Genomic DNA, 26,996 nt, shown 5'->3' on the forward strand with positions numbered 1-26,996 from the left:
ATCCAGCTGAGATCCGGTTATACGGCGGGCGTGTAGTGGCAGTACCATTCCTACGCCGGTATGACCCGGATCAGGTTCTAAGGGTTTGCCGCGAACGGGCATCTCAGGCCTAAAAGGCCACCCCCTGGTAAAAAGTGCGCGCATTGTAACGCCGTGGCGGGCCGGTGTCAGCCCGCCTTGGCACTCATCGGCTCAGCATGGGCCCCAGCGGCCGGCCACCGAGCAGGTGCAGGTGGATGTGGTAGACCTCCTGGCCGCCGTGGCGGTTGCAGTTCATCATCACCCGGTAGCCGTCCTCGGCGATGCCGGCGTCCTTGGCCAGCTTGGCGGCCACCGTCATCATCCGCCCCAGTACCAGTTCGTGCTCGGTTGTGGCGTCGTTGAGGGTGGCTATTTGCTCGTTGGGCACGATCAGCACATGGGTGGGGGCCTTGGGATGGATGTCGGCGAAGGCGGTGACCAGCTCGTCCTGGTAGAGGAGTTCGGTGGGGATCTCCTGGCGGATGATTTTCGAGAAGATGGTTTCCTCGGCCATGGCAATGCTCCTTATTGATTCTCTGAGCCATGGTAGACTCATGGCAAAGTCATTGAAAGATATAGCCCATGTCGATCCATTACCACATCAGGCCCGCTTCCCTGCAGCGCCACCTGTTCGAAGTCACCCTGACCATAGGCCGGCCGGATCCGGCCGGCCAGGGGTTGTGGCTGCCGAACTGGATCCCCGGCTCCTACCTCATTCGCGACTTCGCCAAGCACATCGTCACCATGAGGGCCCTGGACAGGGACGACAACGAGGTGGCCGTGACCAAGACCGCCAAGCATCGCTGGCAGCTGGCCCCCTGTGACGGCCCCGTGCGGGTGATCTACGAAGTCTACGCCTGGGATCTGTCGGTGCGCGGCGCCCACCTGGATCAGGGCCACGGCTTCTTCAACGGCACCTCCACCTTCCTGGCCGTGGCAGGCCAGGAGGCGGAGCCGGTACGGCTGACCGTCACCGCCAACGACGAGGCCCCCCACTGGCAGCTGGCCACCGCCCTGGAGCGGCTGACAGGCCCGGACTGGGGCTTCGGCGACTTCGCCGCCGACGACTACGACGCCCTCATCGATCACCCGGTGGAAATGGGTGATTTCGACCTCATCGAATTCGAGGCCTGCGGCATCCCCCACGCCCTGGTGCTGACCGGCCGCCACTACGGCGACCAGGCCAGGCTGGCCAAGGATCTCAGCAGGCTGTGCGCGGCGCAGATCCGCTTCTTCGGCGAGCCGGCCCCCTTCGACCGCTACCTGTTCCTGACCCAGGTGGTGGGCGACGGTTTCGGCGGCCTGGAGCACCGCAATTCCACGGCGCTGATGATCAGCCGCCACTGCCTGGAAGGGGACGGCAGCGACTACCAGGATTTCCTGGCCCTGTGCAGCCACGAGTACTTCCACAGCTGGAACGTCAAGCGCATCAAGCCGGCCGCCTTCATTCCCTACTCCCTGGATGCGGAAAGCCATACCGAACAGCTGTGGGCCTACGAGGGGATCACCTCCTACTATGACGATCTCTTCCTGCACAAGGCGGGGCTTGTCAGCGCCGAGCAGTACCTGGATCGCCTGGCCGCCACCCTGACCCGGGTCCAGCGCGGCGCCGGCCGCTTCAAGCAGACGGTGACCCAGTCCAGCTTCGACGCCTGGACCCGTTTCTACCAGCAGGACGAGAACGCCCCCAACGCCATCGTCAGCTACTACACCAAGGGCGCCCTGGTGGCCCTGGCCCTGGATCTGACCCTGAGGCTGCGCACCGAAAACGGCGCCAGCCTGGACCAGCTCATGGTCCGGCTCTGGGAGGAATTCGGGGTGGAGGGGATCGGCACCGAGGACGACAGCCACCGTACCCTGGCCGAGCAGCTGGCCGGCTCGGATCTGGACGAGTTCTTCGAGCTGGCCCTGTACAGCACCCAGGATCTGCCCCTGGCGCCGCTGCTGGCTGCCTTCGGCGTCAAGCTGGACTGGCTGCCCGGCGCCGGCGAAACCGACAAGGGCGGCGAGCCGGGCAAGCAGCGCCCCGAGCGGCTGACCCTGGGCATTCGGACCAGGGCGGAAAACGGCGGCCTCAAGGTGGTCAACGTCTTCCACGGTGGCGCCGCCGACCGGGCCGGCATTGCCGCCGGCGATCAGCTGGTCGCCCTTGACGGCCTGAAGATCCTGCCCGGCAAGCTGGAGCAGATGGTCCAGCGCATCGGCCAGCGCCCCGCCGAGCTGCACGCCTTTCGCCGCGACGAGCTGCTGACCTTCGAAGTAAGCCCCCTGCCCGCCCCCAGGGACACGGCGGTGCTGACCATCACCGAGCCGGAGCGGCTACAGGGCTGGCTCAGGCCCTGAACGAAAAAAGCGGCCCCAGGGCCGCTTTTTTGATGCCGGATTAACGCACTCAGGCCTTCTTCAGGTAGGCCGCCACCAGCACGATCTGCACGCCGTTGACCTTGCCTTCGACATGCTTGGGGTTGTTGGTCAGGTTGATGTTCTTGACCAGGGTGCCGCGCTTGGCGGTGAAGCCGCCGCCCTTGACCTCGAGATCCTTGATCAGGGTAACGGCATCGCCGGCCTGCAGGCGGGCACCGTTGCTGTCCAGGGTCGGCTCGGCGTCGTCGTCTTCATCGACCAGGCCGGCCTCGGCCCACTTCTGGGTTTCTTCGTCCAGGTACAGCATGTCCAGCAGATCCTGGGCCCAGGTCTCGGAGGACAGGCGCTTGAGCTGGCGCCAGGCCATGACCTGCACCGCCGGCACCTGGCTCCACATGCTGTCGTTGAGGCAGCGCCAGTGGTTCACGTCGACGGTCTCGGGGTTGTCTAGCTGACCCTGGCAGCTGGTGCACAGCAGCACGCAGTCGTCGGCACTGTTGCCGGCGGCCGGGGCCACAGTGTAGGGGCTGAGGTTGTCCTGGGCGCCGCACAGCTCGCACTGGCCGCCGGCCCTGTCCTTCAGTTGGTTTTCGATGCTCATGTCCATTCCTGGCCGGGAAAAAAGTGCGCGGACTATAGCACAAATGCCCGCACCCTTGCTGGGGTCATGAAAAAGGGCGGCCTTGGCCGCCCTTTGCTACCCATCCAGGCCTTAGCTCAGCTGGCTGAGTGCGTTGTCGGCCAGGCGGAAGCGGTGCTGCACCACATTGCCGAGGAAGCCGGCGGCATCCTGGTAATGGGACTGCTTCACCAGCGCGTCGGCGGCCGGGATGTTGTGGTAGGTCACCTCCAGGCCGTCGTTGCCGGCCACGGCCACGGCCACGCCGTGCTCGTGCATGCGGGCAAAGCGCAGCGTCGAGGCCACGTCGTCGCGCTGGCTGGCGGTGAAGGCCAGCAGGTCGAAGAAGGCCGGCAGCTGCGCCACCTCGGGGGAGGCACCGCCCAGCTGCGCCAGGATGCCGTTGAGGCCGGCGGTCAGGAAGGAGCCGAAGGTACCGGACGACACCGAGGAGGTGGTGAAGTCGACGCTGACATTGCCGGTGGCGCCGTGGGCGGCGTGCTCGGTCACATAGCTGGAGTGCACGTCACCGGCGATGGTGACCACGCCCAGCGGCGCGAACAGCTCGTTGATCAGCGACGCCTTGACCTGGGGGAAGCCGTCCCAGTGGTCGACGTTGATGTAGAAGCGCTGCTTGAGCAGCTCAGGCACCACCTCGGAGTCGAGGATGTTCTCCAGCAGCGCCAGGCCGGAATCGGGCCTGTCCGCGGACAGGTCGAACAACAGCGGCGCGAAGCTCACCGAGCTGCCCACCACCTTGTGGGTGGCGTCGGTGCCGGCCAGGCCGGCCTGCAGCCAGGCCAGCTGGTTGGCGTCGTAGGCGCTCTGCACCGAGCCGCCCTGGCCGCGGGCCACCAGCTCCATGAAGGCGGCGTAGATGTCGAAGGTGTCCTTGATCACCAGGTAGCGGGCGCCCAGGAAGTTGAACAGATCGGTCTTGCCCATGGAATAGAAGGCAATGCCGCGTTCGGCGGCGCTGTCGTCGATGGGGCTCAGGCCCAGCTCGGCGGGCAGCTGGGCGATGACGGCGTTGAGGTAGCCGGTGGCCAGCTTGCCCTGGATGGCGTTGCCGGCCAGCTCGGCGCCCTTGGCCAGGGCCTCTTCCTGGCTGAGGCCACCCTTGGCCATCAGCGCCTCGATGTAGAGGTTCTGGAAGACGCCGGTGAGCACCGCCTTGAGCTGGGCGAAGGCGGCATCGTCGATGTCGATGTAGGGGCTGAACAGGCTCTTGACCAGGGCCGTGGCCTGATCCAGGGGCAGGCCCTTGGCCTGGGCGATGAAGCCGGCGGTGGTGGCCTCGTCCATCACTACTGTGCCCGGGAAGGCGTCTTCCGGGATCAGGTGATCGGGCCTGAAGCTGCGGTAGTCGGTCATGAACAGGTGCAGGTGCTGGCCAAAGCGCAGATCCCGGTAGATACGGGTGTTGGGGAACAGCTGCTCGTCGGTCAGGGCCACCTGGCCGTCGGCCAGGCTGACGCCGGGATCGGCGGCCTGCTCCTGGTCGATGGGCATGTATTCGAAATAGGCGCGCTCGGAGTTGTGCTTGCGAGCCAGGTTCGCCTCGTTGCGGGTGCCGTCCAGGTAGGTGCCGTTCTGCTGCCAGGAGTCGTCGGAGAACTCGTGGTCGTCCCAGATGGCCACCAGCGGGAAGCGCTCGTGCACTTCCTGCAGCAGGGCGTCACTGCGGTATTCCTGGTAGAGCTGGCGGTAGTTGTCCAGGCTTTGGGCGGCCTGGAAGGCGGCCTCGCCCTGGCCGACGGTCAGGGCCCCTTCGCTGTCGCGAAAGGCGATGCTGCGCTCGCTGCCGGTGGCCTGGAAGGAGGCGTCGCCCGTGGTCTCGTAGATGTAGTCGCCCAGGTGGGCCACGAAGTCGATGTCGTCCTGGGCCAGGATGCTGTGGTAGGTGTTGTAGTAGCGGCCGATGTAGTCCTGGCAGCTGACGAAGGCGAACTTGACCGGCACGTCGGCGTCCTGGGCCGGCGCCGTCTTGGTGCGGCCGGTGTTGGAGGCGTGCAGCACGCCGTCCTTTTCATAGAGGAAGCGGTAGTAATAATGCTGACCGGGCATCAGGCCGGACACCCTGACCTTGAGGCAGTGGTCGAAATCGGCCTGCACGTCGAGCCGGGTTTCCACCAGCAGGGCATCGAAGCTGTCGCTGTCGGACAGCTGCAGGGTCAGGGTCTTGTCGCCACTGCCGTCTGCAAGGCGGGTCCAGAGGATCACCGAGTCGGGACGGGGGTCGCCGGACATCAGGGACTGGGGGAAGAACTGGGGACCCGGCTGGATGCTGGGCTGGGTTTCGGGGCTGCTGCTTTCGCTGCTGTTGTCGCAACCGGCCAGGGTGCTGGTCACGGCCACGGCCGAGGCGGTGACCGCCAGGGTGCGCAGAAAGTGTCGGCGACTCAAGGTCATGGTGCCTTCCTTTTATTTTATTTTTTGTCCATCTAATCAGAAGGCGGCCAAGTCTAGCCGCCTCCATTGACACTACTGTGACAGATTCACCATTGGTTGAAAAGTGGTTGTCAGACCTCCGCCCAGCGCCGTTTTTTACTTGGCCGCCTTGGCCTGTTTCGGCATCGGCGGCACCAGCAGCGCCGGATCCAGGCGCTCCTTGAACCAGTTGATGCGCCAGTCCAGGTGCGGGCCCGTGGCCCTGCCGGTGGCGCCGACCCGGGCGATGGGATCGCCGGTCTTGATCTCCTGGCCCACCTTCACCTCCAGGCCCGACAGGTGCAGGAAGGACGACGAGACCCCGTAGCCGTGGTCGATGATCAGGGTGCCGCCGGAATAGAACAGATCCGGCTCGGCCAGCACCACCTTGCCGGGGGCCGGGGCATAGACCAGGGTGCCGGTGGGCGCGGCCACGTCCACGCCGAAGTGGGGACGGCGCGGCTCGCCGTTGTAGTAGCGCTGGGAGCCATAGACGCCGGTCACAGGGCCGGTCAGGGGCCACTGGAAGGGGGCGGTGAAATCCAGGCGGTCGCTGTCCAGGGCCCTGGCCTTGGCCACCTTGGCGCCCTCGCGGCGGATCCGCGCCAGGGTTTCCTTGGGCGGGTTGACGGTCTTGGCCGGTACGCCGTTGACCTTCTGGATGGCGTACTTGCGGGCCCTGGGCTTGAGGGTTTCACTGCGCTGCTCGCCCTGGTGCTGGATCACCAGCTGGTGGCTCTTGTCGTCGTCACGGCCGAAGCCGAACACAAAATGGCCCTGGGGGCTGACCTTGAGGGCCTGGCCGTCCAGGGTGACGGTGGCGCCGGGGGCGGTCTGGCCCCGCACCAGGCTGCCCTGGAGGATGTCGCCCCCCAGCTGCAGGGGGATCTGGGCCTGGGCGGCGGCGCTGAGCAGCAGGCTGGCGACAAGGAGGGGAAATTTCATGGCGGCTCCCAAATGTTACGACCTTTTGCGCTATCATAACGCCGCAAAGCTGAACCACAAGGAAAGCCCATGTCCCGTACCCTGATCAAGAACGCCCTCCTCATCAACGAAGGCAAACGTTTCGAGTCCGATCTGCTGATCAAAGACGGCCGCATCGACACCATCGCCCGCGACATCAGCGCCGAGGGCGCCACCGTGGTCGACGCCGCCGGCCGCTACCTGATGCCGGGCATGATCGACGATCAGGTGCACTTTCGCGAGCCGGGCCTGACCCACAAGGGCAACATCGCCTCCGAGTCCCAGGCCGCCGCCGCCGGCGGCGTCACCTCCTTCATGGAGATGCCCAACGTCAATCCCCAGACCACCACCCTGGAGGTGCTGGAGGCCAAGTACGAGCTGGCCAGGGGTCGCAGCGCCGCCAACTACAGCTTCTACATGGGCTCCACCAACGACAACCTGGACGAGATCCGCCGCCTGCCCGCCAATGACGTCTGCGGCGTCAAGATCTTCATGGGCGCCTCCACCGGCAACATGCTGGTGGACGACGAGCAGGTGCTGGAGCAGATCTTCGCCGATTGCCCCACCCTGATCGCCACCCACTGCGAAGACACCCCCATGATCCAGGCCCTGGAGGACCAGGCCCGCGCCAGGTACGGCGAGGACGTGCCCATGGTCGAGCACGCCCGCATCCGCTCCCGGGAAGCCTGTTACAAGTCCTCGTCCATGGCGGTGGGCCTGGCCAAGCGCTTCGGCAGCCGACTGCACGTGCTGCACATCACCACCAAGGACGAGCTGGCCCTGTTCGAGGCCGCCCCGACCCTGGCCGATTTGGCCAAGAAGCAGATCACCGCCGAGGCCTGCGTCCACCACCTGTTCTTCAACGCCGGTGACTACGAGCGCCTGGGCGCCCAGATCAAGTGCAACCCCAGCGTCAAGGAAGCCGAGGATCAGGCGGCCCTGCTGCAGGCGGTCAAGGACGGCGTCATCGACATCATCGCCACCGATCACGCCCCCCACACCTGGGAAGAAAAGCAGAACCCCTACTTCAAGGCGCCCTCAGGCGTGCCTCTGGTCCAGCACGCGGTGCAGACCACCCTGGAGCTGGTCAAGCAGGGCCACTTCAGCCTGGAGCTGGCGGTGCAGAAGCTCAGCCATGCCGTGGCCGAGCGCTACCAGCTGGAAGGCCGCGGCTACCTGCGCGAAGGCTACTTCGCCGATCTGGTGCTGGTGGATCCCAACCAGCCGCAGCTGATCACCAAGGACAACATCCGCTACCACTGCAACTGGAGCCCCTTCGACGGCTTCAACTTCAGCCACAGCATCGCCGGCACCTGGGTCAACGGCCAGCACGTCTTCGACGGCGCCGAGCTGCTCAGGGTCGACGCCGGCCAGCGGCTGCGCTTTAACCGCCGCTGAGCGACACAGCGCTAAATAAAAAAGGGGCCGGTCGGCCCCTTTTTCAATTCAGCTTGTAGCGCCCGCCGAGTGCAGTCGCCTACCTCACCCAGACACTAATCTGACAGCCCAAGGCGGCGGCGCAGCCGATCCCGGCCCAGGTTTCAGCAGGTGGCCCGCCGTGCCGCTTGGATGGTTGAGCTAAGCCTATTCAGAAAGCCCAAAGCGGCGGCGCAGCTGATCCCGCAGGTTCGGTGGCGTGCCCTTGATGGTCAGGGTGTCGGTGTTGGCGTCGTAGAAGACCCGCTCGTTGAGGTGCTTTTCCTCGAAGCTGACGGTGACGCCGGCGCCGGTGCCGGAGAACTTGACCAGGGGCCTGAGGGCGTTGCTGTCCACCGGAAAGGCCTCTTCCAGGCCGTAATCGCCGCCCTTGGCGAAGTCGTCGAACTTGGGCGCCCCTTCCCAGGGCGGCAGCTGCTCGGCCAGCTCGCTGATGCTGACTTCCTCGCCGGCCTGGGCCTGGCCCTTGCAGTAGTCGAACACCTGCTTGCAGGCGGCCTGGCGCTCTTCCTTGGCCAGGTCGCTGGCAGCGCAGTAGTCGTCCACGGCACTCATCAGCGCCTTGCTCTGGGCCTTGGCGTCCACGCTTTCCTCGCAGCCAAGGAACTCCATGAAGAAGTCGGCCACCTTGCGGCCGGCCCGGCCCTTGATGAAGCTGATGTACTGGCGGCGCTCCGGCTCGGTCTGCCAGGCGGTGATGTCGATGCAGGCGGCCAGCTGCAGGCTCTTCATCTCCAAAAAGCGGGTCTGGCCCAGCTCCAGGCTGTCGGTGACCGTGACCGATTCGGAGGCCTTGAGCTGCATCACCAGCAGCTTCTCCACCGCCAGGTGGTGGTAATGGGCCAGCAGCAGGTAGCCGGGCTCGAGGATGGCGAACTTGTTCATCTCCTCCATCAGCCGGTCGGCGCCCTGGTGGGAGAAGGCCACGAAATCCTGCTGGCCGTCCAGGAAGGAGGCCAGGGCCTCGGCAAAGGGAGAACCGGCCTCGTGGAAGGCGGCAAAGGCCTTGCCGGGCTTGGAGGCGTAACCGCTGTGCAGCTCGGTAACCAGTTGGGTGACGGCCTCGGTGGCGGCCAGGCTGCTGTCCCGGGGACGCACGGCCAGCAGGCCTTCCTGGTTCAGCTCCAGGCGGTGCAAAATCAGATGATCGACGCGAATACTCATTGCCACACAGGTTCTGTAAAAGGGCGTGCTATCATAGCAGCTTTATTGCTTCTGAAGGATTTTCCCATGCCCATTATCTCCAAATACGGCGACGACCAACTGGCCAACCTGACCACCCAGATCCTGGCCCTGCTGGCCCAGGAAAAGGCCCCCGTCGACCTGAGCATGATGGCCCTGGGCAACGCCCTGTCCAATATCCTCAACGAGGACATTCCCGCCGCCAAGCGCCAGGCCGTGGCCGAGCAGATCGGCAAGTCGCTGTTGCAGAGCGTCAAGACCGCCTCCTGATTGCCCCCTTCACGCCAATCGTGTGAGAATAAAACCCATATCCATCAAGAGATAACGCAGCGGATGACAGAGCAGCAGGAAGCCAAGAACGACGCCCGTCTGGCCAATCGCATCTCCAGGCTGATCAACTGGGGCCACTGGTTCACCTTCTTCAACATCCTGCTGGCCATGGTCATCGGCAGCCGTTACCTGCTGGAAAGCGGCCTGCCCGACAGCCTGCTGGGCGTCGCCTATACGGTGGTGACCTGGGCCGGGCACTTCGCCTTTTTGACCTTCATCCTGTTCGTGATCACCCTGTTCCCGCTGTCGATCCTGCTGCCCATGCCGCGGCTGGTGAGGCTGTCGGGGGCGGTGCTGGCCACGGCCGGCCAGCTGGTGCTGCTGGCCGACACCTTCGTGTTCGGCCAGTACCGGCTGCACCTGAACAACTTCATCTGGGATCTGCTCAAAAGCGGCGAAGGCCAGGTGCTCAGCGAAGGCTATTTCACCTGGATGGCCCTGGGCGGCCTGGCGGTGCTGATCTTCGCCCTGGAGCTGACCGCCGGCAACTGGTTCTGGAAGCGCCAGAGCAAGTTCAAGGAAAAGAAGCTCGGCTTCCACCTGGCCACCGTCTTCGTCAGCTGCTTCTTCAGCTCCCACCTGCTGCACGTCTGGGCCGACGCCAACCTCTATTACCCCATCATGCGCCAGGGCGCGGTGTTCCCGCTGTCCTACCCGGCCACCGCCAAGACCTTCATGGCCCGCCACGGCCTGCTGGACATGGAGGACTACAAGCGCAAGCAGCGCCAGGCCGAAGGCAGCGAATCGCTGCTGCGCCTGCCGTTGGACGCCGGCCAGTGCCGCCGCAGCCCCAATATCCTGCTGGTGGTGGTGGACGGCCTGAGGCCGGATGCCCTGGCGGCCATGCCGGGCCTGAGCCGGTACCGGGATGAGTTCCAGGTCTTCGAGCGCCACTTCTCCGGCTCCAACGACGCCAAGGACGGGCTCTTCTCGCTCTTCTACGGCCTGCCCGCCGTCTACGAAGACGCCGTGGCCATCGGCGGCAACGACTCGGTGCTGATGGGCACCCTGGCCAAGGCCGGCTATGCGTTCGGCATCTTCTCCTCCGAGGGCCTGGCCCAGAGCGGCCTGGACACCACGGCCCTGCGTCACCAGGCCGGTGGGGCGGCGGCCTTCACCGGTACCATTTCCAGGCGCGACGCCAAGGCGGCCCAGGCCATGCAGGGCTGGCTGGCCAAGCAGCAGGGGCCCTTCTTCGGCTACCTGCAGCTGAGCGCGCCGGCCCACTTCTCCACCCCCAACGGCTACGAGAACCCCTTCCAGCCGGACTGGCAGGTGGTCAACCTCAACGAGCTGGACAGGGACAGCGACCCGACCCCGGTCAAGAACCGCTACCGTAACGCCGCCCACTACAGCGACAGCCTGCTGGCGCCGCTGCTGGACGGCCTCAAGGCGCAGGGCCGCCTGGACGACACCATAGTGGTAGTGACCTCGGATCACGGCATGGCCTTCAACGACATGGCCGACGGCCAGTGGGGCTACAACTCCAGCTTCTCCCGGTTCCAGACCCAGGTGCCGCTGCTGATCCACTGGCCCGGCATGACCCCGGCCCGCCATGACAAGCTGACCGCCCACCAGGATCTGGTACCCACCCTGCTCGGCACCGGCCTGGATTGCGAACTGCCGGCCAGCCGCTATGCCAGCGGCATGAGCCTGTTCGCCGACCAGGGCCACCAGTGGGTGGTGCTGGGGGATTACCACGACTTCGCCATAGTGCAGCCGGACCGGGTCATGGTGATGAACAAGCTGGGCCAGTACAGCATCCGCGACAACGACTACCGGGAGCTCCCCGACGCCAAGATCCGGGTGGCGGTGCTGATGGACGCGCTCAAGGAGCTCAAGCGCTTCTACCGCTGAGCCAGGAACATCAAAAAAGGGCGGCCCATGGCCGCCCTTTTTCATGGCTGCACGCCTACCAGAAGCGCTCCACCAGCTTGAGGCCCCACACCAGCGCCACCAGCAGCAGCGACACCAGCACCGCGGCGCTGCCGATGTCCTTGGCCCGGCCGGACAACTCGTGGCGCTCCAGGCCTATCCTGTCCACCACCGCCTCTATGGCGGAATTGAGCAGTTCGGCCAGCACCACCACAAACAGCGGGATGATCAGCAGGGCCCGTTCCATGGCGCTTTCGCCGAGCCAGAAGGCCCCCGGCAGCATCACCAGCATCAGCAGGCTCTCCTGGCGGAAGGCCTCCTCGTTGCGCCAGGCGGCCGCCAGGCCCTTCATGGAGTAGCGGGCGGCGGCCCAGATCCGGGCAAAACCCTTGCGTCCGTGGGATTTCATGGGCGATTCCTTGACTGAAAACCGCCCCATTATCACCAAAGGCCCAAGCCCTGAAAACCGCTGGCAGATGAATAACGTATAAAAGAGCAGCAAGCGGGCCAAAAAGGAAGCAAACACACCGAAAGGACCATTTTAGGCTTGCATGGCAGGCCGTTATGAGTAAACTTGTCCCCGTTCTCAGCGGCAAGCCCCCACGCTTACTGAGACAAAAATGGTCAACGGCGCGTAGCGCAGCCTGGTAGCGCACTGTCATGGGGTGTCAGGGGTCGGAGGTTCAAATCCTCTCGCGCCGACCATCAACCCGCCGGGGTTGTCAAAATCACGGATTCTCGGTGGCTATTCCCCACGCTCAGCCGAGTCTCATGGTAACGGCGCGTAGCGCAGCCTGGTAGCGCACTGTCATGGGGTGTCAGGGGTCGGAGGTTCAAATCCTCTCGCGCCGACCAAAAAGAGAAAGCCCTCACCATCTGGTGGGGGCTTTTTCGTTATGCCATGTGTTCCATCTCACCGCTCAGTTCACACCAGCCATGGCGCCGTTCCTCGTATACCGACAGGGTCGGCGCCGGGAAGGCCGGATCGGCAAAGGCCCCACCGGCACCGCGATCACCCCGGGCTCGGCCTGGCAGGCATAGCAGAGGGTCGAACCGCAGTGGGGGCAGAAGGTGAAGCTGATGGCCTGGCCGCTGCCGCCCGGGCGCACATGGTCCCTGCCCTCCCCCTGCAGTGCCACCTTTTCTTCCGGAAAGCGGGCCTGCACCGCAAAGGCGCTGCCGGAGCGCCGCTGGCAGGCCAGGCAATGGCAGGCCGATACCCGTAGCGGCTCGCCCTCGGCCACCAATCGTAATTGCCCGCAGCTGCAGGCCGCCTCACGCCGTTTCATACCCTTCTCCCTGGTCGTTTTTGCCACGCTATCATGGTCTTACGAAGGCGCCAATTGGTTTACAATAGGGACTTTCCCCTTTGCGGAGCGCCCATGGAACCCGACAGCTACTGCCTCTGCCACCTGGACGAGAGCTTTGCCCACACCCTGCTGGACGAAACCGGCACCCAATTCGGCACCTTCGACGATCTCGACGCCCTCAAGGACTACCTGTGCGGCGACTACCTGGAGCTGATCGCCCATGCCGGCGAGCTGGATGAGGACAAGAAGGAGGCCGCCAAGGCCCGCTTCGAGGCCGTCTGCGAGAGCACCGATCACCCCGAGGTGCTGATGGACGAACTCAACCACCTCACCGGCGGCCTGCGCCGCATCCTCTGGCTGGGGACCTGGCGGGCGCTGATGGAGGAAGGCCATCCCTTTGCCGAGGCCCTGCGCCGCTACTTCTGGGAGGAAGAAGGCGGCGACGACTGGACCGCCCCCATCCCCGAAGACGCCCTGGACGACCTGGCCGCCGTGCTGGACGACTTCCTGGTGGACGGCGACTATCGCGGCCTTTAAGGGCCGCCCCTGGCTGTGTCATCATGGCCTGAGCGCGGCCCCTGGCCGCGCTACGCTTTAATGAATTCGAGCGACCGCGACGGAGATGCCTAGATGAAGAAAGCCCTGGCCCTATTGCTGATCCTTCCCTGCTGGCTGCTGGCCGCGGAGCCGGCACAGCCGCAAGGAACCAAGCAGGACACCGAGGAACAGGCACAAAAACGCTCGGACTTCCCGCCGCTGATGGAGCGCTACATCCTCGACGAGCTCAAGTCCATCCGCAGCGAGATGCTCAACTTCAAGGCCGACGTGCGCCAGGAGGTGGCGGATCGGGAAATGCATCTGTCCGAGCGGGCCCTGGGCTATTCCAGCAGCACGGTCACCTACTTCTTCTACCTGATCGCCGGCGGCGCCTCGCTGCTGGCGGTGGTGGGCTGGCAGTCCCTGAGGGAGATCAAGCAGAACACCAAGAAGTTCGCCGACGAGGAGATCAAGCGCCTGACCAAGGTCTACGAGAGCCGGCTGATCAAGCTGGAGCAGGAGCTCAGGCGCAAGACCTCGGCCCTGGCCGAACACCACAGGGAAATCGAGAAGCTCAACGAGATCCACTCCCTGTGGCTGAAGGCGTCCCAGGAGGCCAGCCCCCAGAACAAGATCGAGATCTACGACGAGATCCTGCGCATGCGCCCCGGCGATCTGGACGCCCTCACCCACAAGGCCGATGCCGCCCTGATGCTGGGCGAGAAGCGCTGGGCGCTGTCCATCTGCAACCGGGTGCTGGCGGTGGACGGCGAAAACGCCCATGCCCTCTACCAGCGTGCCTGCGCCCTGGCCGGCCTGGGCCACAGGGACAGGGCCCTGTCCGATCTGGCCCATGCCGTCAGCCTGTCCGAATCCCTGCGCGACACCGCCCGGGAGGAGGAGGATTTCGAGTCACTGCAGGGCAGCGAGGAATTCGAGAACCTGGTCAACCCGCCCGTCGCCTGAGCAAGGGAGTCCTAGGGCTGTGAGGTTGGCGTGACGGTGTGGCCGACCCGCAGCAGGCGCCGCTGGCGCTTGGGGGCGTCGTCGGCGCCGGGCAGGATCAACAGCCATTGCCGGCCCTGGCCGTCCTTGACCGCCGCTACCCTGTTGCCGTTGATGGGCAGCGGCAGCCTCAGCTGACTGCGGCGTTTGAACCGGCCGTCCTGCCAGTGGTACAGGGCCAGTTTCTCCTCGCCCTGCTGCACGGCCAGCTCGGCGCGGCCATCACCGTCCAGATCCAGGGCCTGGAACACCGGCCAGTGCAGCCGGCCCTTGCCTATCTCCACGCCCATGCTGGCCTCCAGTCCGGTATCGACCGGCACGAAGCTGCGTTCGTGTTGCAGCTCCAGGTGCAGATCCACGTCCACCGAGCCGGTGAGCAGGGCCGAGACTATCTTGCCGACACCGAGCCGGGTGCTGGGGGTGTAGAGATCGCTCTTGCCGTCGCCGTTCAGGTCGGCCATGTCCAGGCCAAAGGCCAGCCCAGAATTGCGCAGCTGATCATCGGCGTTGACCGGGAAGGCCAGGCCGGTGTCGGTACGGCGGCCAAAATGGATGTCGAAGATGATGTCCTGGTCGAACAGGCTGCGGGTGCGCAGCCGCCTCACCACCAGATCGGCCAGGCCGTCGCCGTTGAGATCCTTGAGGGTCTCCAGGGAGCGGATCTCCAGGGACTCGAAATCCTCGCCGTCGTTGAGCCTGACCCATTGGCGCTGTGGCGGCGTGAGCTTGAGGGCCGGGGCAAAGGCCCTGCCCTGCCCCTCGAAACCGCCGTCGGCCCGGGCCAGGAACAGCCGCAGGCCGTCCTGCCAGGGCACCAGCAGATCCTTGCGGCCATCCAGGTTCACGTCGGCCAGCAGCAGCTTACGGGCCTCGTAGCGGGGGCTTTCATTGCTGGTGCGCATGATGGCCGGCACCGGCAGGCTGCCCAGGGCCTGGAGTTCACGGCCCTGGAGGCGGTAAACGTGCAGTTGCTCGAAGTCGGGGATGAACAGATGGTCTTCCCTGGCCACCGGCCAATGGTGCAGGGTGCGTTCATCGACACCCCGCCAGAGGCTGGCCTGGCGGCCCAACAGCCGCCACTGCTGCCGGTCCCGTAGGTAGAGACCATCGCCGGCGAAGGCCAGCAGCCTGTCCCCGTCCAGGGCGGTGAAGCGGTCGGCGCCTTCGGGCAGGGCCAGGGTTTCGGCGCCGAATCCCAGGGCGGGCAGGCGCTGCAGCAGCGGGCCGTCCTTGTCGCGGCCGGCCAGATAGAGCACGGGCCCGGCCGGCGACGACGTCAGGCGCCAGTCGCCCGTCCCGGGCCCGTTCAGTTCCAGCTGTTGCCAGCCCGCCCCGAAGGCCAGGCCGGCAAAGAGCAGGTTACAGCAGGCTAGCCAGCGGCTGACCATTGACCGACAGTTCCTTGTCGTCGATGCGGAAGCTCATGCTGATGCGGCTGCCCTGCTCCCGGACCCAGCCCCTTTCCACCAGCACCGCCAGGGTTTCCTGGTCGACCGGCTCCAGGCTGCCAAGCTGCTTGGGCAGCTGCAGGTCGAACTGGCCGTTGAGCAGGCCCATCAGGCTCTCGATACCCTTGAGCTCGCCGGCCTTGAGGCGGATATTGCCCTGACCCTTGAGTTCGCCGGTGCTGGCGCTCATGGACAGGTTGTCTACCTGCAGCTCGCCGCCCTTGGCCAGCAGCGCCAGCAGCGCCTCCAGGAAGGCATCGGCGGCGACCTGGTTGCCCTCGTCGGCCAGCAGGTTGTTGGACAGCTTCTGCACCTTGGTCAGGGCCCGGGCGTCGAAATCGGCCAGGGTCATGTCCAGCTTCAGGGCCTTGAAGCGATCGTTGTTGATCTTCAGCTCGTCGGCCTGCAGCACGCTGTGCTGGCGGTACTTGCCGTTGGCGGAGACATCGTCGTCCTTGACCATGCTGACAGCGGACAGGCCCACGAAGCCGTCGGCATTGTTGACGGTCAGGGCGCCCAGGGTCAGGCTGGACCGGCCCACGCCGAGGCCAAGATCGGTGAAGCGGCGCTGCTCGTCCAGCTTGATGCCGCTCATCACCAGGCGGCTGTCGGCGGCCTTCATCTCCAGGCCGTTCCAGCTGGCGTTCATGGCCAGCTGGCCATCCCGGTGCTGGAAGGTACCGGTGAAGGACAGCGGGTAAAAACGGGTCTTGCCGCCGTTATCCGCGCTCCAGTTGGCCATGGCCATGCGGCCTTCGAAGCTGGTCTGGCCCAGCAGGTTGGTGGTGCTGTCCAGCAGCACCGGCTCCTCGACGGCGCCGAAACCGGCCTTGAACTTGGCCAGCTCCTTGGTCATGCGCAGGGTGGTATGCACGTCCACCTGCCAGGGCAGGTGCTTGAATTGGTGGTCGAGCACATAGCTCGCCGGCATGCCCAGCTCCTTGAGCAGCGCCAGGGTGCCTTCATCGGTGAACTCGACGCGGGTCTGGGCCTGGCCGGCCAGGAACTGGCGTTCGAACTTCATGGAGCGGGCCTTGATGCCCTTTTGTTGATTGAGGCTTCCAACCAGATCCTGATACTGCTTTTCGGCTTCCATGCCAGCATAATAGGTGGTTCCGGCCGCGCCACAGGCCAGGATCGCAAGCGAAATAAGGGTCTTTTTCACAGCCGTAATCCTTGTTTTTTGCCGCTTTATTATGGTTCTAAGGCTAAGTTGCCATGTTACTGCAATGTAAAGCCTAAAGTACAGCCTGGAGGGTTTGAAATGCTGAAGTGGGCCACGGAATTCGAGGATCTTATCAAGGTGTTTTCCGTCCGCGCCATGGTCTTCATGGACGAACAAAAGGTGCCTTTTAGCGAAGAATGGGACCAGTTCGAGCTGCAATGTCAGCATTTGCTGGTTGAAGAAGATGGCGAGCCCATCGGCTGCGGCCGGTTGAGGCTGACCCGGGACGGGGCCAAGCTGGAGCGCATCGCGGTGCGCCGCCAGTGGCGTGGCCTGGGCCTGGGCTGGCAAATCACCCAGGCGCTGATGCTAAGGGCCGGTGAGCTGGGCGTCACCAGGCTGTACCTCAATGCCCAGCTGGAAGCGGCGCCCCTGTACGAAAAAGCCGGCTTCATCCGGGTCGGTGAACCCTTCGATGAAGCCGGCATCATGCACATCAGGATGGAGAAGGGCTGAGCCCTCTCCCCTTTTCCTTACTCCTGCTCGAGGCCAACGATCTCCATCTCTTCCAGGAAGTTGATCGCCGGCGCCAAGGCGCCGCTCCTGGTTACTCTTGCTCGAGGCCAACGATCGCCATCTCTTCCAGGAAGTTGATCGCCGGCGCCAAGGCGCCGCTCCTGGTTACTCCTGCTCGAGGCCGACGATCTCCATTTCTTCCAGGAAGTTGATCGCCGGCGCCAAGGCGCCGCTCCTGGTTACTCCTGCTCGAGGCCAACGATCTCCATCTCTTCCAGGAAGTTGATCGCCGGCGCCAAGGCGCCGCTCCTGGTTACTCCTGCTCGAGGCCAACGATCTCCATCTCTTCCAGGAGGTTCTCGGCGCCGTCGAGCTTTTCCATCACCCACAGCATGTAGCGGCCATCCACATGGATGGAGCGGGTGCTGTCGGTGAAGTCCCAGTCGCCGTTGATGGACTCGTAGGTGCCGTCGAACAGCAGGCCCACCAGCTCGCCCCTGGCGTTCAGGGTCGGTGAGCCGGAGTTACCGCCGGTGGTGTCCACGTCGGACAGGTAGTTTACCGGCACCGAGTCGATGGACTGCATGTAGTAGGCACCGAAGTCGCGGTCGTTGATCAGATCCCGCTGGGCCTTGGGGGCATCGAAGGGCGTTTCACCAGTATGCTTGGCGACGATGCCCTGCAAGGTGGTGAAGGGCAGGTATTCGGACTGGCCGTCCTTGCGGTAGAGGGCGCCGTCCTGGGCCTGGGTGATGGTGCCCTTGGGCGGGGTATAACCGCGCACATGGCCGTAGGTCACCCTCAGGCTGGAGTTGGCGTCCGGGTAGACCAGCTCGCCCTTTTCCTGCTTGAAGGCGATCAGCGCCTCCATGAACTTGGGTCTGAGGGTCATGAAGCGGCCGTAGCGCTCCTCGGCGTCGCTCTTGATGGCCTCGAAGGCTTCATGGCTGGCCACCGCCAGCTGGATGAAGGGATCGCTGCTCTTCTTGAAGTCCTCGGGCTTCTTGTCCAGCCAGGCCAGGCGCACCTGGGTATCGGTGAGCTGGGTGTTGGCGTAGAGACCGTCCAGCACCTCGGCGGAGGCGCCCTTGCCGTCAACCACCTTCAGAGCCTGGTCGATGGCCTGGATGCGGTCGGCCTTGTCCAGCTTGGCGTAGCTTTCCAGGCCGTGCAGCCACAGGGCCTTGTCCACCTTGGGATGGAAGCGGCGCTCGATGCGCTTCATGGCGTTGACCTTGCGGGCCTTGTCGCGCGCCTGGTAACCGGCCTCACGCTCTGCGTCCGGCTTCTGCTGTTCCAGGGACCACTTGTAGAGGGTGCGGGCAGCGCCGAACAGGGCGCCGTTGGAAACGCCGCGGCGCAGCATGTCGCGCTGGTCCTGGCGTTGATCTTCCTCGATCAGCTTGGCCAGGGCGTCCAGGGACTGGCCCCACTGGGCCTGGCGATCGGCGTCGGCCTTGACCCAGGCGGCCAGCTCGGCCTCCAGCTTCTGCTTGCGCTCGACCAGATCGGAACGCTTGAAGCCGTCCAGCATGCCCTGGAAGTTCTTGGCGTAGTTCTTCAGGCCCTGGCGGTAGGAGGCGTACTTGATGCAGGCGTCCTCGTCACCCTCGCAGGCCTTGCCGATGACGTCATTGAGGTCGGCCAGGCGCTTCTGGCTGGTGGGGTAGTACCAGTCGATGGCATGGGCGGTTTCAACGGCGGTGCGGTAGCGGTTGGTGGAGCCCGGGTAGCCGGCCACCATCACGAAATCGCCCTTGGCCACGCCCTGGCCGTTGACCTTGAGGAAGTGTTTGGGCTCGTAAGGCACGTTGTCCTTGGAGAACTCGGCCGGCTTGCCGTCCTTGCCCACGTAGGCGCGGTAGAAGGCAAAGTCGCCGGTGTGGCGGGGCCACATCCAGTTGTCGATGTCGCCGCCATAGACGCCCACCGCCTCGGCCGGGGCATAGACCAGGCGCACGTCCTTGATCTCCATCTGCTTGAGCAGCCAGTGCTCCAGGCCGCCGTAGTAGCTGTACACGGAGCAGCGATAGCCTGCTTCCTGTTCACAGGCGGCCACCAGGGCCTTTTCCTTCTCCTCGATGGCGTCGAAGCGGGCCTTGCCGGACAGCTGCGCCAGGCCGTCGTTGACCTTGGCGGTGACGTCGTCCATGGCCACGGTCACAAACACCCGCGAGCCCGGCGCCGCCGGCAGCTCGTCGGTCAGGGTCTTGGCCAGGAAGCCGTCCTTGATCAGGTTCTTGTCGGCGCTGGAGTTATAGGAAATGGAGCCGTAGGCGCAGTGGTGGTTGGTGACCACCAGGCCCTTGGGGGACACGAAGGACGCCGTGCAGCCGCCCAGGCTGATCACCGCGTTCATGGGATGCTTGGTGAGATCCGCCAGTGCCGCCGGGGCGATTTCGATGCCGGCATCCTTGAGGGTCTTGTCCATCTGCGGCAGTTGATGGGGCATCCACATGCCCTCGCTGGCCAGGGCTGACGCGCTCAGCAGCCCGGCCACACACCAGATTTTTTTCATTATGTTGTTCCTTGTGACATTTTTGCAGCATCAGTCTGCCCAAGGACGCCACCCCAGACAAGGGGTCCACGATAAAGCGACGGCTTTAAAAGTCGGGTAACATCCCCATATAAGTTCAAGAGAACGAAAGAAAAGTGGCCAGACATGAGCAACCTTATCCAAGACGTCAATGAACTCAACGCCCAGCAGCTGCTGGTGGATGCCTCCATGGAGCACCCGGTGCTGGTGCAGTTCTGGGCCCAGGGCAGCGAGCCCTGCGCCGAGCTGAGTCCCATCCTCGAGAAGCTGGTCAACGAATACCAGGGCCGCTTTACCCTGGCCAGGGTGGATTGCCAGACCGAGTACGGCCTGGTGCAGCATTTCCGCATCCAGACCTTGCCGACCCTGTACCTGATCAAGGACGGCCAGCCGGTGGACGGCCTGGCCGGGCCCCAAACCGAGGACAGCGTTCGCGCCCTGCTGGACAAGCACCTGCCGGATCAGGCCCAGCAGGATCTTCAGGCCGGCAAGGCGGCCCTGGCCGAGGGCCGTCATGACGACGCCCTGCAGCTGCTGCTCCAGGCCAAGGCCAGCCCGCGCCTGGACGGCGACGCCGCCCTGGCGGTGGCCCTGGCTCGCACCTACCTGGCCCTGGAGCGCCTCGACGACGCCGAGGCCCTGCTGGACGCCATCCCCCTGGCGGACCAGGACGGCGATTACAAGGCCGCGGTGGCGGAGCTGGAGCTGAAGAAGGAGGCCGCCGACACCCCGGCCATCCGCGAGCTCCAGGCCAGGCTGGAGGCCGATCCGGGCGACGACCAGGCGCGGCTGCAGCTGGCCCTGCAGCTGCACCAGGTGGGCCGCAACGAGGAGGCCCTGGCCTCCCTGCTGGCGCTGCTGAAGAAGGAACTGGATTTCGGCAACGGCGAGGCCCGCAAGCTGTACCAGGACATCCTCACCGCCCTGGGCCAGGGCAATGCCCTGGCCGCCCAGTACCGGCGGGCCCTCTACTCCCTGCTCTACTGAGCAAAAGGGCCGCGAATGCGGCCCTTTTTCTTGACTACATCGGCCTTGGCGTCCGGCAGTGCCAGCAGATCTCGAAGCTGCCGCCGTTGGCCTCGCCGCAGGCCGGACAGGGCCAGTCGCGCCCGGCATTGGCCAGGTAGTCGGCCACCAGGGCCAGGGCCTTGTCCAGCTGGAACTCGTCACACCAGAGCTTGATCTGCTGCACCTCCACCGGCAGTTCGCCGGCGGCCCCCATCAGCGGCTCCCCTTCCAGGCGCACGGTGATGCCGGCGGTGGACAGCAGTCCCTCCAGCAGGTGGGCTTCGATGCTGTTGGCGGCGGTATAGAGGCAGCTTTCCATCTTTTCTCCTAGCGGCTGGCGCTTCTACAGAGCTGTTGGTACTCCTCCACACCGTGCTCCTGGATCTGGCTGGAGTCCAGGGCAAAGGGCCACTGGCCGTGGTAATGGCAGCGGTCCCAGAACTGGCCCCACCATTTGCTGCTGTCGCTGTCGCTGTCGTGGAGGCCGCCGGCCAGATCGAAATAGCAGAGCTGGCCGGCGTGGCGGTAGCCGAAGCACTGGGGCGGCAGCCGGGTCAGCACGTCCTGGTCGTTGACCACCCGCCAAAGCCGCTCGCCCAGCTGCTCCTCCAGCCGCTTGGCCAGGGCGGCGTCGAAGATGCGGGGGCTGCCGAAGCTGACCACCCCGGCCAGCTCGATGCCGTCGTCCAGCAGGGTCAGCCGCGCCGCCAGCCACTGGCACAGGGCCCCGCCCAGGCCATGACCGGTGAGCCAGATGGCGGTATCGGCCCTGGTACGCTTGACAAGCTCCGGCCTGAGTTCCTGCCACAGCCGCTCGCCCAGGGCCAGCCAGTCGCCGTGGACCTTGCCGAGGGGGTTGTCTTTTGGCCAGGGCACCAGCGCCGCCCGCACGTCCGTGGCCCATTCTCTGGTGTTGCCTTCGTCATGGTGGACGGCGATCAGCAGCCGCTTGTCGCCCGGCGCCAGCAGCAGGGTACTGTTGCCGACCTCGATGAGGGACAGGTTGTTGCCGAGGCCGGGATCCGCCTCCTGGCCGCCGGCCCGGGCACACAGCGCGCTCAGGTAGGCCAGGTTGGCCCGGCTCAGGCCCTGGGGATGGGCATAGAATTTCACCGCTGCCTCCGGATAGGTCTTGTCTTCAAAGACCTTAGTCCGGGGCGGGCGTTCAGTCGAATTTGACCTTGCCGCGTCCGGCCTTGATCTTGGCGCGGCTCTTCTTGCCCTCGACCCGCCGCTTCTGGCTGGCCCTGGTGGGCTTGGTGGGACGGCGCACCTTCTGCACGCGGGTGGCATCCAGGATCAGCGCCCTGAGCCTTTCCAGGGCCTCTTCCTTGTTCCTGAGCTGGCTGCGGTGCTCCTGGGACTTGATGAGGATGTCGCCGTCCTGGGTGATGCGGCCGTCGCTGTAGCCGGCCAGGCGTTCCTTGTAGAAGTCCGGCAGCGACGGCGAGCGGCGGTAGTTGAAGCGCAGCTGCACGGCGCTTTCGGTGCGGTTGACGTGCTGGCCGCCGGCGCCCTGGGCGCGCATGGCGGTGAATTCCAACTCGTCATCGGGGATGCTCACCGCGTTGGAAATCACCAGCACCCTTGCCCCCCAGCAGCGCGCATGGCGGCCAGTTTCAGAACGTCATCGGGAATTGTCACCGCATTGGAAATTACCAGCATGGCTGCCTCCGAGCACAGCTGGCGGTCAACCCCGGCACCTTGTCGGAAATCACCGCCATCAGTCGCCCTGGCTGTCCTGGCTGATACGGCTGGCCACGGCGCCCTGCTGGTCCTTGTACTTGGCGTCAACGCGCTTGTTGTAGGGCCGCGCCGCCGGGGCGGACAGCTTCTCGAAGTTGAGGGCACCTATCTTCATCAGCGGCCGAAGCGCCAACGGCAGCTTGCCGGAGTTGTAGAACTCCAGCACGATGCGGCCGCTCCAGCCCGGATCGATGCGGTGGGCGGTCACGTGCACCATCAACCCCAGGCGGGCCAGGGAGGAGCGACCATCCAGCCAGCCGACGATGTCGTCGGGCAGGGTCACCGACTCGTGGGTCACCGCCAGGGCCAGCTCGCCGGGATGCAGGAAGAAGGCCTCGCCGTCGGGGATGTGGATCTCGTCGCTCATCACCCGCTCCAGGGCCGCCTGCACCTCGGCCTTGGGGCCGGACAGGTCGATGAAGGGCGCGGTGTGGTCCTGGAAGACCCGGAACTTGTGGCCCAGGCGCACGTCCATGGAGACGCCGCTGATGCTGTCGGCGGCCGGCATGGGTTCGATCTGGATGCGGCCGTCCCGCAGGTATTCTTCGATGTGGGTGTCACAAAGGCGCATGGCGATTCCCTGTCAAAGGCGTGGGCCCCATTGTGGGGCCCTTGTTGTTATCGGCGCAAGGCTTACAGGTGCTGGAGGATACGGGCCTTGAGCATGTCGATGGCGATGCGGTTCTTGCCGCCGCGGGGGATGATGATGTCCGCGTACTGCTTGGAGGGCTCGATGAACTGCATGAACATGGGGCGCACCGTGTCCTTGTACTGCTTGAGCACGGATTCCATGGTGCGGCCGCGCTCGGCCACGTCCCGGCGCAGGCGGCGGGTCAGGCAGATGTCCAGGGGCGCGTCCACGAAGATGGAGGCCTGCAGCATCTCCCGCAGCGGCGCGTGGGACAGCAGCAGGATCCCTTCGAGGATGATCACCTTCTTGGGCTCCAGGCGGTGGGTCACGTCCTGCTTGCGGGTGTGGTTCTCGTAGCAGTACTCGGGGATCTCCACGGCCTTGCCGTCCTGGAGATCCTTGAGGTGCTGGATCAGCAGCTCGTGCTCGAAGGCGTTGGGGTGGTCGTAGTTGGTCTTGACCCGCTCTTCCATGGACAGATGCGACTGATCCCGGTAGTAGGAATCCTCCTTGATCACGGCGATTTCGCTGCGGCCCAGTTCCTTCTTGAGCTCGTGGAAAATGGTGCTGGCGATCAGGGACTTGCCTGAGGCGGAGGCACCGGCGATACCGATAATGACGCAAGGATGGTCACTGGACATGGAAAAGCACTCTCAACACATGGACAAAATTTCCGGGATTATACATCAAGGCTCGACGATCTGAACGCCGATCCGCTGGGCCGGCACCGGCCGCTGCACCAACTGGCCAATGAGTGACCGTGCCGCCGCCAGGTAGGCCCGGGCGTGCTCGCCCTGTGGCTCGGCCACCACGGTCGGGTTGCCGCCGTCGGTCTGGGCGCGGATGGCCATGTGCAACGGGATCTGCCCCAGGAGCGCCAGGCCTTTTTGCTGCGCCAACGCCTTGCCGCCCTCTTCGCCGAAGATGGCCTCGTGATGACCGCAGTTGGAGCAGATATGGAAGCTCATGTTCTCCACCAGGCCCAGCACCGGCACCGACACCTTGTCGAACATGCTGATGCCCTTGATGGCGTCGGCCAGGGCCAGATCCTGGGGGGTGGTGACGATGACGGCGCCGGTCAGCGGCACCTTCTGGCTCAGGGTCAGCTGGATGTCGCCGGTGCCCGGCGGCATGTCGACGATCAGCACGTCCAGCTCCGGCCAGCGGGTCTCGTTGATCAGCTGCAGCAGCGCCGTGCTGGCCATGGGGCCGCGCCACACCGCGGCGTTGTCGGCCTCCACCAGGTAGCCCAGGGACTGGGTGTAGAGGCCGTGGGCCTGGATGGGGTACATCACCTTGCCGTCCGGGCTCTCGGGACGCTCGCCTTTTTTACCGACCATGATCGGCAAGCTCGGGCCGAACAGATCCGCGTCCAGCACGCCCACCTTGAGGCCCAGCGCCTTCAGGGCCAGGGCCAGGTTGATGCTGGTGGTGGACTTGCCCACCCCGCCCTTGCCCGAGGCCACGGCGATGATGTTCTTGACGTTGCCCAGGCCCTCGCCGTAGCGGGGCAGGCTGCCGGACAGCACCAGCTCCCGGCCCTTCAGCACCGGCCCCAGAGCCTCGCGCAGCTCGGCCTCGACCAGGGCCGGCGGATAGGGCAGGCGGATGGCCAATTGCTCGTCGCCGTCGTCGATATGGGTGGCGATGTCCTTGAGGGCCTTGCCGCTCAGGGGGCAGCGGATTTTATCCAGGGGGGAGGCGGACTTACGGGAGAAAAAGCGCATAACAACGGCCTTTGCGGAATTCCTGCTGCCGAGTCTAGCATCAAGGTGCAACTGGTTGGGATTTTCACGTAAACTGTTGGCCTTTCAGATGGCTTGAGACAAGAGCGAAGCGAACATGGCAAATGATGCCCGCCGTATTCTGGTAACCAGCGCCCTCCCCTACGCCAATGGCCCCATCCATTTGGGCCACATGCTGGAGTACATCCAGACCGATATCTGGGTCCGTTTTCAAAAGCTGCGTGGCCACCAATGCCACTATGTGTGTGCCGACGACACCCACGGCACCCCCATCATGCTCAAGGCCCGCGAACAGGGCATCAGCCCGGAAGAGATGATCGCCCGCACCCAGGTGGAGCACGAGGCCGACTTCCAGGAGTTCCTGGTCGACTTCGACCACTACCACTCCACCCACAGCGACGAGAACCGTGAGCTGGCCGCCCTGATCTACAACCGCCTCAACGACGGCGGCTACATCAAGGCCGAGACCATCTCCCAGCTCTACGATCCCCAGGAAGAGATGTTCCTGCCGGACCGCTTCGTCAAGGGCAGCTGTCCCAAGTGCGGCGCCGAAGACCAGAACGGCGACAACTGCGAGGTCTGCGGCGCCACCTACGGCCCCACGGACCTGCGCGATCCCAAGTCGGTGGTGTCCGGCGCGACGCCTGTGCTGCGCGACTCCGAGCACTACTTCTTCGACCTGCCCGCCTTCGAGGACATGCTCAAGGACTGGACCAACTCCGGCGCCCTGCAGTCCGAAATCGCCAACAAGCTCAACGAGTGGTTCGAGCAGGGCCTGCAGCGCTGGGACATCTCCCGCGACGCCCCCTACTTCGGCTTCGAGATCCCCGGCGCCCCCGGCAAGTACTTCTACGTATGGCTGGACGCCCCCATCGGCTACCTGGCCAGCTTCAAGGCCCTGTGCGCCAAGTCCGGCCTCGATTTCGACGACTACTGGAAACCGGGCTCCGACGCCGAGGTCTACCACTTCATCGGCAAGGACATCATCTACTTCCACTCGCTGTTCTGGCCGGCCATGCTGCACGGCGCCCAGCTGCGCCAGCCCACCAACGTCTTCGCCCACGGCTATGTGACCGTCAACGGCGCCAAGATGTCCAAGTCCCGCGGCACCTTCATCAAGGCCCGCACCTACCTGGACAACCTGGAGCCCGAGTACCTGCGTTACTACTACGCCGCCAAGCTGTCCGCCCGCATCGACGACATCGACCTGAACCTGGAAGACTTCGCCCAGCGCTGCAACACCGATCTGGTCAACAAGCTGGTCAACATCGCCAGCCGCACCGCCGGTTTCATCAGCAAGAAGTTCGACGGCAGGCTTGCCGACAGCTGGGGCGCCGACGAGCCGCTGTTTGACGAATTCGTGGCCCAGGCCGAGCTCATCGCCCAGCACTACGAAACCCGCGAGTTCGGCAAGGCCATGCGTGAGATCATGGCCCTGGCCGACAAGGCCAACGTCTTCATCAACGACGCCGCCCCCTGGGTGCTGGCCAAGAACGAAGACACCCAGCAGCGCGCCCACCAGGTGTGCTCCTTGAGCCTGAACCTGTTCAAGGTGCTGGTCACCTACCTCAAGCCGGTGCTGCCGGAACTGGCCGCCAAGGTCGAGGGCTTCCTGGGCACCGAGCTTACTTGGGACAACCTGGGCCAGGAACTGAAGGATCACCCCATCGCCGCCTTCAAGGCGCTGATGAACCGTATCGACATGAAGAAGGTGGAAGCCATGGTCGACGCCTCCAAGGACAACCTGCAGGCCGCCGAGGCGCCCAAGGCCAGCGGCCCCCTGGCTGACGAGCCCATCGCCGACACCATCAACTTCGACGAATTCGCCAAGGTGGATCTGCGGGTGGCCCGCATCAACAAGGCCGAGCACGTGGAAGGCGCCGACAAGCTGCTGCGCCTGGAGCTGGATCTGGGCGGCGAGACCCGCCAGGTGTTCGCCGGCATCAAGTCCGCCTATGCGCCCGACGATCTGGTGGGCCGCCTCACCGTCATGGTCGCCAACCTGGCGCCGCGCAAGATGAAGTTCGGTATGTCCGAAGGCATGGTCCTGGCGGCCGGCCCCGGCGGCAAGGAGATCTTCATCCTCAGCCCCGACCAGGGCGCCCAGCCCGGCCAGCGGGTGATGTAA

General features: G+C 65.0%; 25 protein-coding genes, 2 tRNA genes and 1 riboswitch. Of the genes, 11 read left to right on the forward strand and 16 right to left on the reverse strand.

Going from position 1 to position 26,996, the window contains the following annotated elements; genetic code table 11:
• Positions 1 to 30: 30 nt before the first annotated feature.
• A riboswitch (TPP riboswitch) is annotated at positions 31 to 135 on the reverse strand.
• 49 nt (positions 136 to 184) lie between these two features.
• Positions 185 to 535 carry a purine nucleoside phosphoramidase gene (gene hinT, locus WDB71_RS08645; protein ID WP_341501181.1) on the reverse strand — a complete coding sequence of 117 codons (351 nt, stop codon included), beginning with the start codon at positions 533 to 535 and terminating at the stop codon, positions 185 to 187.
• A 68-nt stretch (positions 536 to 603) separates the two neighbouring features.
• Here hinT and WDB71_RS08650 point away from each other — a divergent pair, with 68 nt between their 5' ends.
• A complete protein-coding gene (locus tag WDB71_RS08650) occupies positions 604 to 2,364 on the forward strand; it encodes a PDZ domain-containing protein (RefSeq protein WP_341501182.1) in 1,761 nt (586 codons plus the stop codon).
• 49 nt (positions 2,365 to 2,413) lie between these two features.
• Here WDB71_RS08650 and WDB71_RS08655 read toward each other — a convergent pair whose 3' ends face one another.
• The 3 genes from WDB71_RS08655 to WDB71_RS08665 all read right to left on the reverse strand — a co-directional run bounded on the left by WDB71_RS08655 (position 2,414) and on the right by WDB71_RS08665 (position 6,379).
• Complete coding sequence (locus WDB71_RS08655; protein WP_341501183.1) at positions 2,414 to 2,986, reverse strand: PhnA domain-containing protein; 573 nt, start codon at positions 2,984 to 2,986, stop codon at positions 2,414 to 2,416.
• A gap of 111 nt (positions 2,987 to 3,097) precedes the next feature.
• Entirely contained in the window at positions 3,098 to 5,416 is a 2,319-nt protein-coding gene (locus WDB71_RS08660) for an alkaline phosphatase D family protein (RefSeq protein ID WP_341501184.1), read from the reverse strand.
• 135 nt (positions 5,417 to 5,551) lie between these two features.
• A complete protein-coding gene (locus WDB71_RS08665; RefSeq protein WP_341501185.1) occupies positions 5,552 to 6,379 on the reverse strand; it encodes a M23 family metallopeptidase in 828 nt (275 codons plus the stop codon).
• Positions 6,380 to 6,448: 69 nt separating this feature from the next.
• Here WDB71_RS08665 and WDB71_RS08670 point away from each other — a divergent pair, with 69 nt between their 5' ends.
• A complete protein-coding gene (locus WDB71_RS08670; RefSeq protein WP_341501186.1) occupies positions 6,449 to 7,795 on the forward strand; it encodes a dihydroorotase in 1,347 nt (448 codons plus the stop codon).
• A gap of 186 nt (positions 7,796 to 7,981) precedes the next feature.
• Here the strand turns inward: WDB71_RS08670 and yejK are convergent, their stop codons facing one another.
• Positions 7,982 to 8,998 (reverse strand): nucleoid-associated protein YejK, encoded by a 1,017-nt coding sequence (gene yejK, locus WDB71_RS08675; RefSeq protein ID WP_341501187.1) that lies wholly within the window; start codon positions 8,996 to 8,998, stop codon positions 7,982 to 7,984.
• A 66-nt stretch (positions 8,999 to 9,064) separates the two neighbouring features.
• On the opposite strand from yejK, the gene WDB71_RS08680 reads away from it, so the two are divergent.
• Together WDB71_RS08680 and WDB71_RS08685 are read left to right on the forward strand one after the other, a co-directional pair.
• Positions 9,065 to 9,286: a DUF1414 domain-containing protein gene (locus WDB71_RS08680; RefSeq protein WP_341501188.1), complete on the forward strand. Its 222-nt coding sequence runs from the start codon at positions 9,065 to 9,067 to the stop codon at positions 9,284 to 9,286.
• Positions 9,287 to 9,349: 63 nt separating this feature from the next.
• Positions 9,350 to 11,203, forward strand: coding sequence for a DUF3413 domain-containing protein (locus WDB71_RS08685; protein WP_341501189.1), 1,854 nt, complete (start codon positions 9,350 to 9,352; stop codon positions 11,201 to 11,203).
• Positions 11,204 to 11,258: 55 nt separating this feature from the next.
• On the opposite strand, the gene WDB71_RS08690 is transcribed toward WDB71_RS08685, so the two are convergent.
• Complete coding sequence (locus WDB71_RS08690; protein WP_341501190.1) at positions 11,259 to 11,630, reverse strand: diacylglycerol kinase; 372 nt, start codon at positions 11,628 to 11,630, stop codon at positions 11,259 to 11,261.
• 219 nt (positions 11,631 to 11,849) lie between these two features.
• On the opposite strand from WDB71_RS08690, the gene WDB71_RS08695 reads away from it, so the two are divergent.
• Together WDB71_RS08695 and WDB71_RS08700 are read left to right on the forward strand one after the other, a co-directional pair.
• Positions 11,850 to 11,926: transfer RNA gene (locus tag WDB71_RS08695), tRNA-Pro, on the forward strand.
• 73 nt (positions 11,927 to 11,999) lie between these two features.
• A tRNA-Pro gene (locus WDB71_RS08700) sits at positions 12,000 to 12,076 on the forward strand.
• Between the two features lie 65 nt (positions 12,077 to 12,141).
• Here the strand turns inward: WDB71_RS08700 and WDB71_RS08705 are convergent.
• Positions 12,142 to 12,510 carry a GFA family protein gene (locus WDB71_RS08705; RefSeq protein ID WP_341501191.1) on the reverse strand — a complete coding sequence of 123 codons (369 nt, stop codon included), beginning with the start codon at positions 12,508 to 12,510 and terminating at the stop codon, positions 12,142 to 12,144.
• A 93-nt stretch (positions 12,511 to 12,603) separates the two neighbouring features.
• Between WDB71_RS08705 and WDB71_RS08710 the strand changes: the two genes are divergently transcribed.
• Positions 12,604 to 13,068, forward strand: coding sequence for a hypothetical protein (locus WDB71_RS08710; RefSeq protein ID WP_341501192.1), 465 nt, complete (start codon positions 12,604 to 12,606; stop codon positions 13,066 to 13,068).
• Between the two features lie 93 nt (positions 13,069 to 13,161).
• Positions 13,162 to 14,034: a tetratricopeptide repeat protein gene (locus WDB71_RS08715; RefSeq protein ID WP_341501193.1), complete on the forward strand. Its 873-nt coding sequence runs from the start codon at positions 13,162 to 13,164 to the stop codon at positions 14,032 to 14,034.
• A gap of 11 nt (positions 14,035 to 14,045) precedes the next feature.
• Here WDB71_RS08715 and WDB71_RS08720 read toward each other — a convergent pair whose 3' ends face one another.
• Complete coding sequence (locus WDB71_RS08720; protein WP_341501194.1) at positions 14,046 to 15,461, reverse strand: VCBS repeat-containing protein; 1,416 nt, start codon at positions 15,459 to 15,461, stop codon at positions 14,046 to 14,048.
• Positions 15,433 to 16,686 (reverse strand): DUF945 family protein, encoded by a 1,254-nt coding sequence (locus WDB71_RS08725; RefSeq protein WP_341501195.1) that lies wholly within the window; start codon positions 16,684 to 16,686, stop codon positions 15,433 to 15,435. Before WDB71_RS08725 ends, WDB71_RS08720 begins: the two co-directional genes overlap by 29 nt.
• Before the next feature lie 99 nt (positions 16,687 to 16,785).
• Between WDB71_RS08725 and WDB71_RS08730 the strand changes: the two genes are divergently transcribed.
• Complete coding sequence (locus WDB71_RS08730) at positions 16,786 to 17,202, forward strand: GNAT family N-acetyltransferase (RefSeq protein ID WP_341501196.1); 417 nt, start codon at positions 16,786 to 16,788, stop codon at positions 17,200 to 17,202.
• Positions 17,203 to 17,515: 313 nt separating this feature from the next.
• Here WDB71_RS08730 and WDB71_RS08735 read toward each other — a convergent pair whose 3' ends face one another.
• Positions 17,516 to 19,720 (reverse strand): S46 family peptidase, encoded by a 2,205-nt coding sequence (locus tag WDB71_RS08735; protein WP_341501197.1) that lies wholly within the window; start codon positions 19,718 to 19,720, stop codon positions 17,516 to 17,518.
• A gap of 144 nt (positions 19,721 to 19,864) precedes the next feature.
• On the opposite strand from WDB71_RS08735, the gene WDB71_RS08740 reads away from it, so the two are divergent.
• Complete coding sequence (locus tag WDB71_RS08740) at positions 19,865 to 20,725, forward strand: tetratricopeptide repeat protein (protein ID WP_341501198.1); 861 nt, start codon at positions 19,865 to 19,867, stop codon at positions 20,723 to 20,725.
• Between the two features lie 34 nt (positions 20,726 to 20,759).
• Here the strand turns inward: WDB71_RS08740 and WDB71_RS08745 are convergent, their stop codons facing one another.
• From WDB71_RS08745 to apbC, 6 genes are all read right to left on the reverse strand, one after another.
• The gene (locus WDB71_RS08745) at positions 20,760 to 21,065 is read right to left on the reverse strand and encodes a DUF2007 domain-containing protein (RefSeq protein ID WP_341501199.1); all 306 of its coding nucleotides are present in this window, start codon (positions 21,063 to 21,065) and stop codon (positions 20,760 to 20,762) included.
• 8 nt (positions 21,066 to 21,073) lie between these two features.
• A complete protein-coding gene (locus tag WDB71_RS08750; RefSeq protein ID WP_341501200.1) occupies positions 21,074 to 21,859 on the reverse strand; it encodes a lipase family protein in 786 nt (261 codons plus the stop codon).
• A gap of 52 nt (positions 21,860 to 21,911) precedes the next feature.
• Positions 21,912 to 22,331 (reverse strand): alternative ribosome rescue aminoacyl-tRNA hydrolase ArfB, encoded by a 420-nt coding sequence (arfB, locus tag WDB71_RS08755; protein ID WP_341501201.1) that lies wholly within the window; start codon positions 22,329 to 22,331, stop codon positions 21,912 to 21,914.
• 138 nt (positions 22,332 to 22,469) lie between these two features.
• Positions 22,470 to 23,063 (reverse strand): dCTP deaminase, encoded by a 594-nt coding sequence (gene dcd, locus WDB71_RS08760; RefSeq protein ID WP_341501202.1) that lies wholly within the window; start codon positions 23,061 to 23,063, stop codon positions 22,470 to 22,472.
• 62 nt (positions 23,064 to 23,125) lie between these two features.
• Complete coding sequence (gene udk, locus WDB71_RS08765) at positions 23,126 to 23,764, reverse strand: uridine kinase (RefSeq protein WP_341501203.1); 639 nt, start codon at positions 23,762 to 23,764, stop codon at positions 23,126 to 23,128.
• A gap of 45 nt (positions 23,765 to 23,809) precedes the next feature.
• Positions 23,810 to 24,850 (reverse strand): iron-sulfur cluster carrier protein ApbC, encoded by a 1,041-nt coding sequence (gene apbC, locus WDB71_RS08770; RefSeq protein ID WP_341501204.1) that lies wholly within the window; start codon positions 24,848 to 24,850, stop codon positions 23,810 to 23,812.
• Between the two features lie 115 nt (positions 24,851 to 24,965).
• Between apbC and metG the strand changes: the two genes are divergently transcribed.
• Complete coding sequence (gene metG / locus WDB71_RS08775) at positions 24,966 to 26,996, forward strand: methionine--tRNA ligase (protein WP_341501205.1); 2,031 nt, start codon at positions 24,966 to 24,968, stop codon at positions 26,994 to 26,996.

Source organism: Gallaecimonas sp. GXIMD4217 (assembly GCF_038087665.1).
Taxonomy (GTDB): Bacteria; Pseudomonadota; Gammaproteobacteria; order Enterobacterales; family Gallaecimonadaceae; genus Gallaecimonas.

What these genes read in the sequence shown, in the direction of transcription:
- WDB71_RS08660 (WP_341501184.1), bottom strand. Translation starts at nt 5,416, where the DNA reads ATGACCTTGAGTCGCCGACACTTTCTGCGCACCCTGGCGGTCACCGCC.
- WDB71_RS08665 (WP_341501185.1), bottom strand. Translation starts at nt 6,379, where the DNA reads ATGAAATTTCCCCTCCTTGTCGCCAGCCTGCTGCTCAGCGCCGCCGCC.
- WDB71_RS08650 (WP_341501182.1), top strand. Translation starts at nt 604, where the DNA reads ATGTCGATCCATTACCACATCAGGCCCGCTTCCCTGCAGCGCCACCTG.
- metG (WP_341501205.1), top strand. Translation starts at nt 24,966, where the DNA reads ATGGCAAATGATGCCCGCCGTATTCTGGTAACCAGCGCCCTCCCCTAC.
- WDB71_RS08715 (WP_341501193.1), top strand. Translation starts at nt 13,162, where the DNA reads ATGAAGAAAGCCCTGGCCCTATTGCTGATCCTTCCCTGCTGGCTGCTG.
- WDB71_RS08655 (WP_341501183.1), bottom strand. Translation starts at nt 2,986, where the DNA reads ATGAGCATCGAAAACCAACTGAAGGACAGGGCCGGCGGCCAGTGCGAG.
- WDB71_RS08720 (WP_341501194.1), bottom strand. Translation starts at nt 15,461, where the DNA reads ATGGTCAGCCGCTGGCTAGCCTGCTGTAACCTGCTCTTTGCCGGCCTG.
- WDB71_RS08730 (WP_341501196.1), top strand. Translation starts at nt 16,786, where the DNA reads ATGCTGAAGTGGGCCACGGAATTCGAGGATCTTATCAAGGTGTTTTCC.
- WDB71_RS08705 (WP_341501191.1), bottom strand. Translation starts at nt 12,510, where the DNA reads ATGAAACGGCGTGAGGCGGCCTGCAGCTGCGGGCAATTACGATTGGTG.
- WDB71_RS08710 (WP_341501192.1), top strand. Translation starts at nt 12,604, where the DNA reads ATGGAACCCGACAGCTACTGCCTCTGCCACCTGGACGAGAGCTTTGCC.
- yejK (WP_341501187.1), bottom strand. Translation starts at nt 8,998, where the DNA reads ATGAGTATTCGCGTCGATCATCTGATTTTGCACCGCCTGGAGCTGAAC.
- dcd (WP_341501202.1), bottom strand. Translation starts at nt 23,063, where the DNA reads ATGCGCCTTTGTGACACCCACATCGAAGAATACCTGCGGGACGGCCGC.
- WDB71_RS08690 (WP_341501190.1), bottom strand. Translation starts at nt 11,630, where the DNA reads ATGAAATCCCACGGACGCAAGGGTTTTGCCCGGATCTGGGCCGCCGCC.
- apbC (WP_341501204.1), bottom strand. Translation starts at nt 24,850, where the DNA reads ATGCGCTTTTTCTCCCGTAAGTCCGCCTCCCCCCTGGATAAAATCCGC.
- WDB71_RS08735 (WP_341501197.1), bottom strand. Translation starts at nt 19,720, where the DNA reads ATGAAAAAAATCTGGTGTGTGGCCGGGCTGCTGAGCGCGTCAGCCCTG.
- hinT (WP_341501181.1), bottom strand. Translation starts at nt 535, where the DNA reads ATGGCCGAGGAAACCATCTTCTCGAAAATCATCCGCCAGGAGATCCCC.
- WDB71_RS08745 (WP_341501199.1), bottom strand. Translation starts at nt 21,065, where the DNA reads ATGGAAAGCTGCCTCTATACCGCCGCCAACAGCATCGAAGCCCACCTG.
- WDB71_RS08740 (WP_341501198.1), top strand. Translation starts at nt 19,865, where the DNA reads ATGAGCAACCTTATCCAAGACGTCAATGAACTCAACGCCCAGCAGCTG.
- WDB71_RS08670 (WP_341501186.1), top strand. Translation starts at nt 6,449, where the DNA reads ATGTCCCGTACCCTGATCAAGAACGCCCTCCTCATCAACGAAGGCAAA.
- udk (WP_341501203.1), bottom strand. Translation starts at nt 23,764, where the DNA reads ATGTCCAGTGACCATCCTTGCGTCATTATCGGTATCGCCGGTGCCTCC.
- WDB71_RS08685 (WP_341501189.1), top strand. Translation starts at nt 9,350, where the DNA reads ATGACAGAGCAGCAGGAAGCCAAGAACGACGCCCGTCTGGCCAATCGC.
- WDB71_RS08680 (WP_341501188.1), top strand. Translation starts at nt 9,065, where the DNA reads ATGCCCATTATCTCCAAATACGGCGACGACCAACTGGCCAACCTGACC.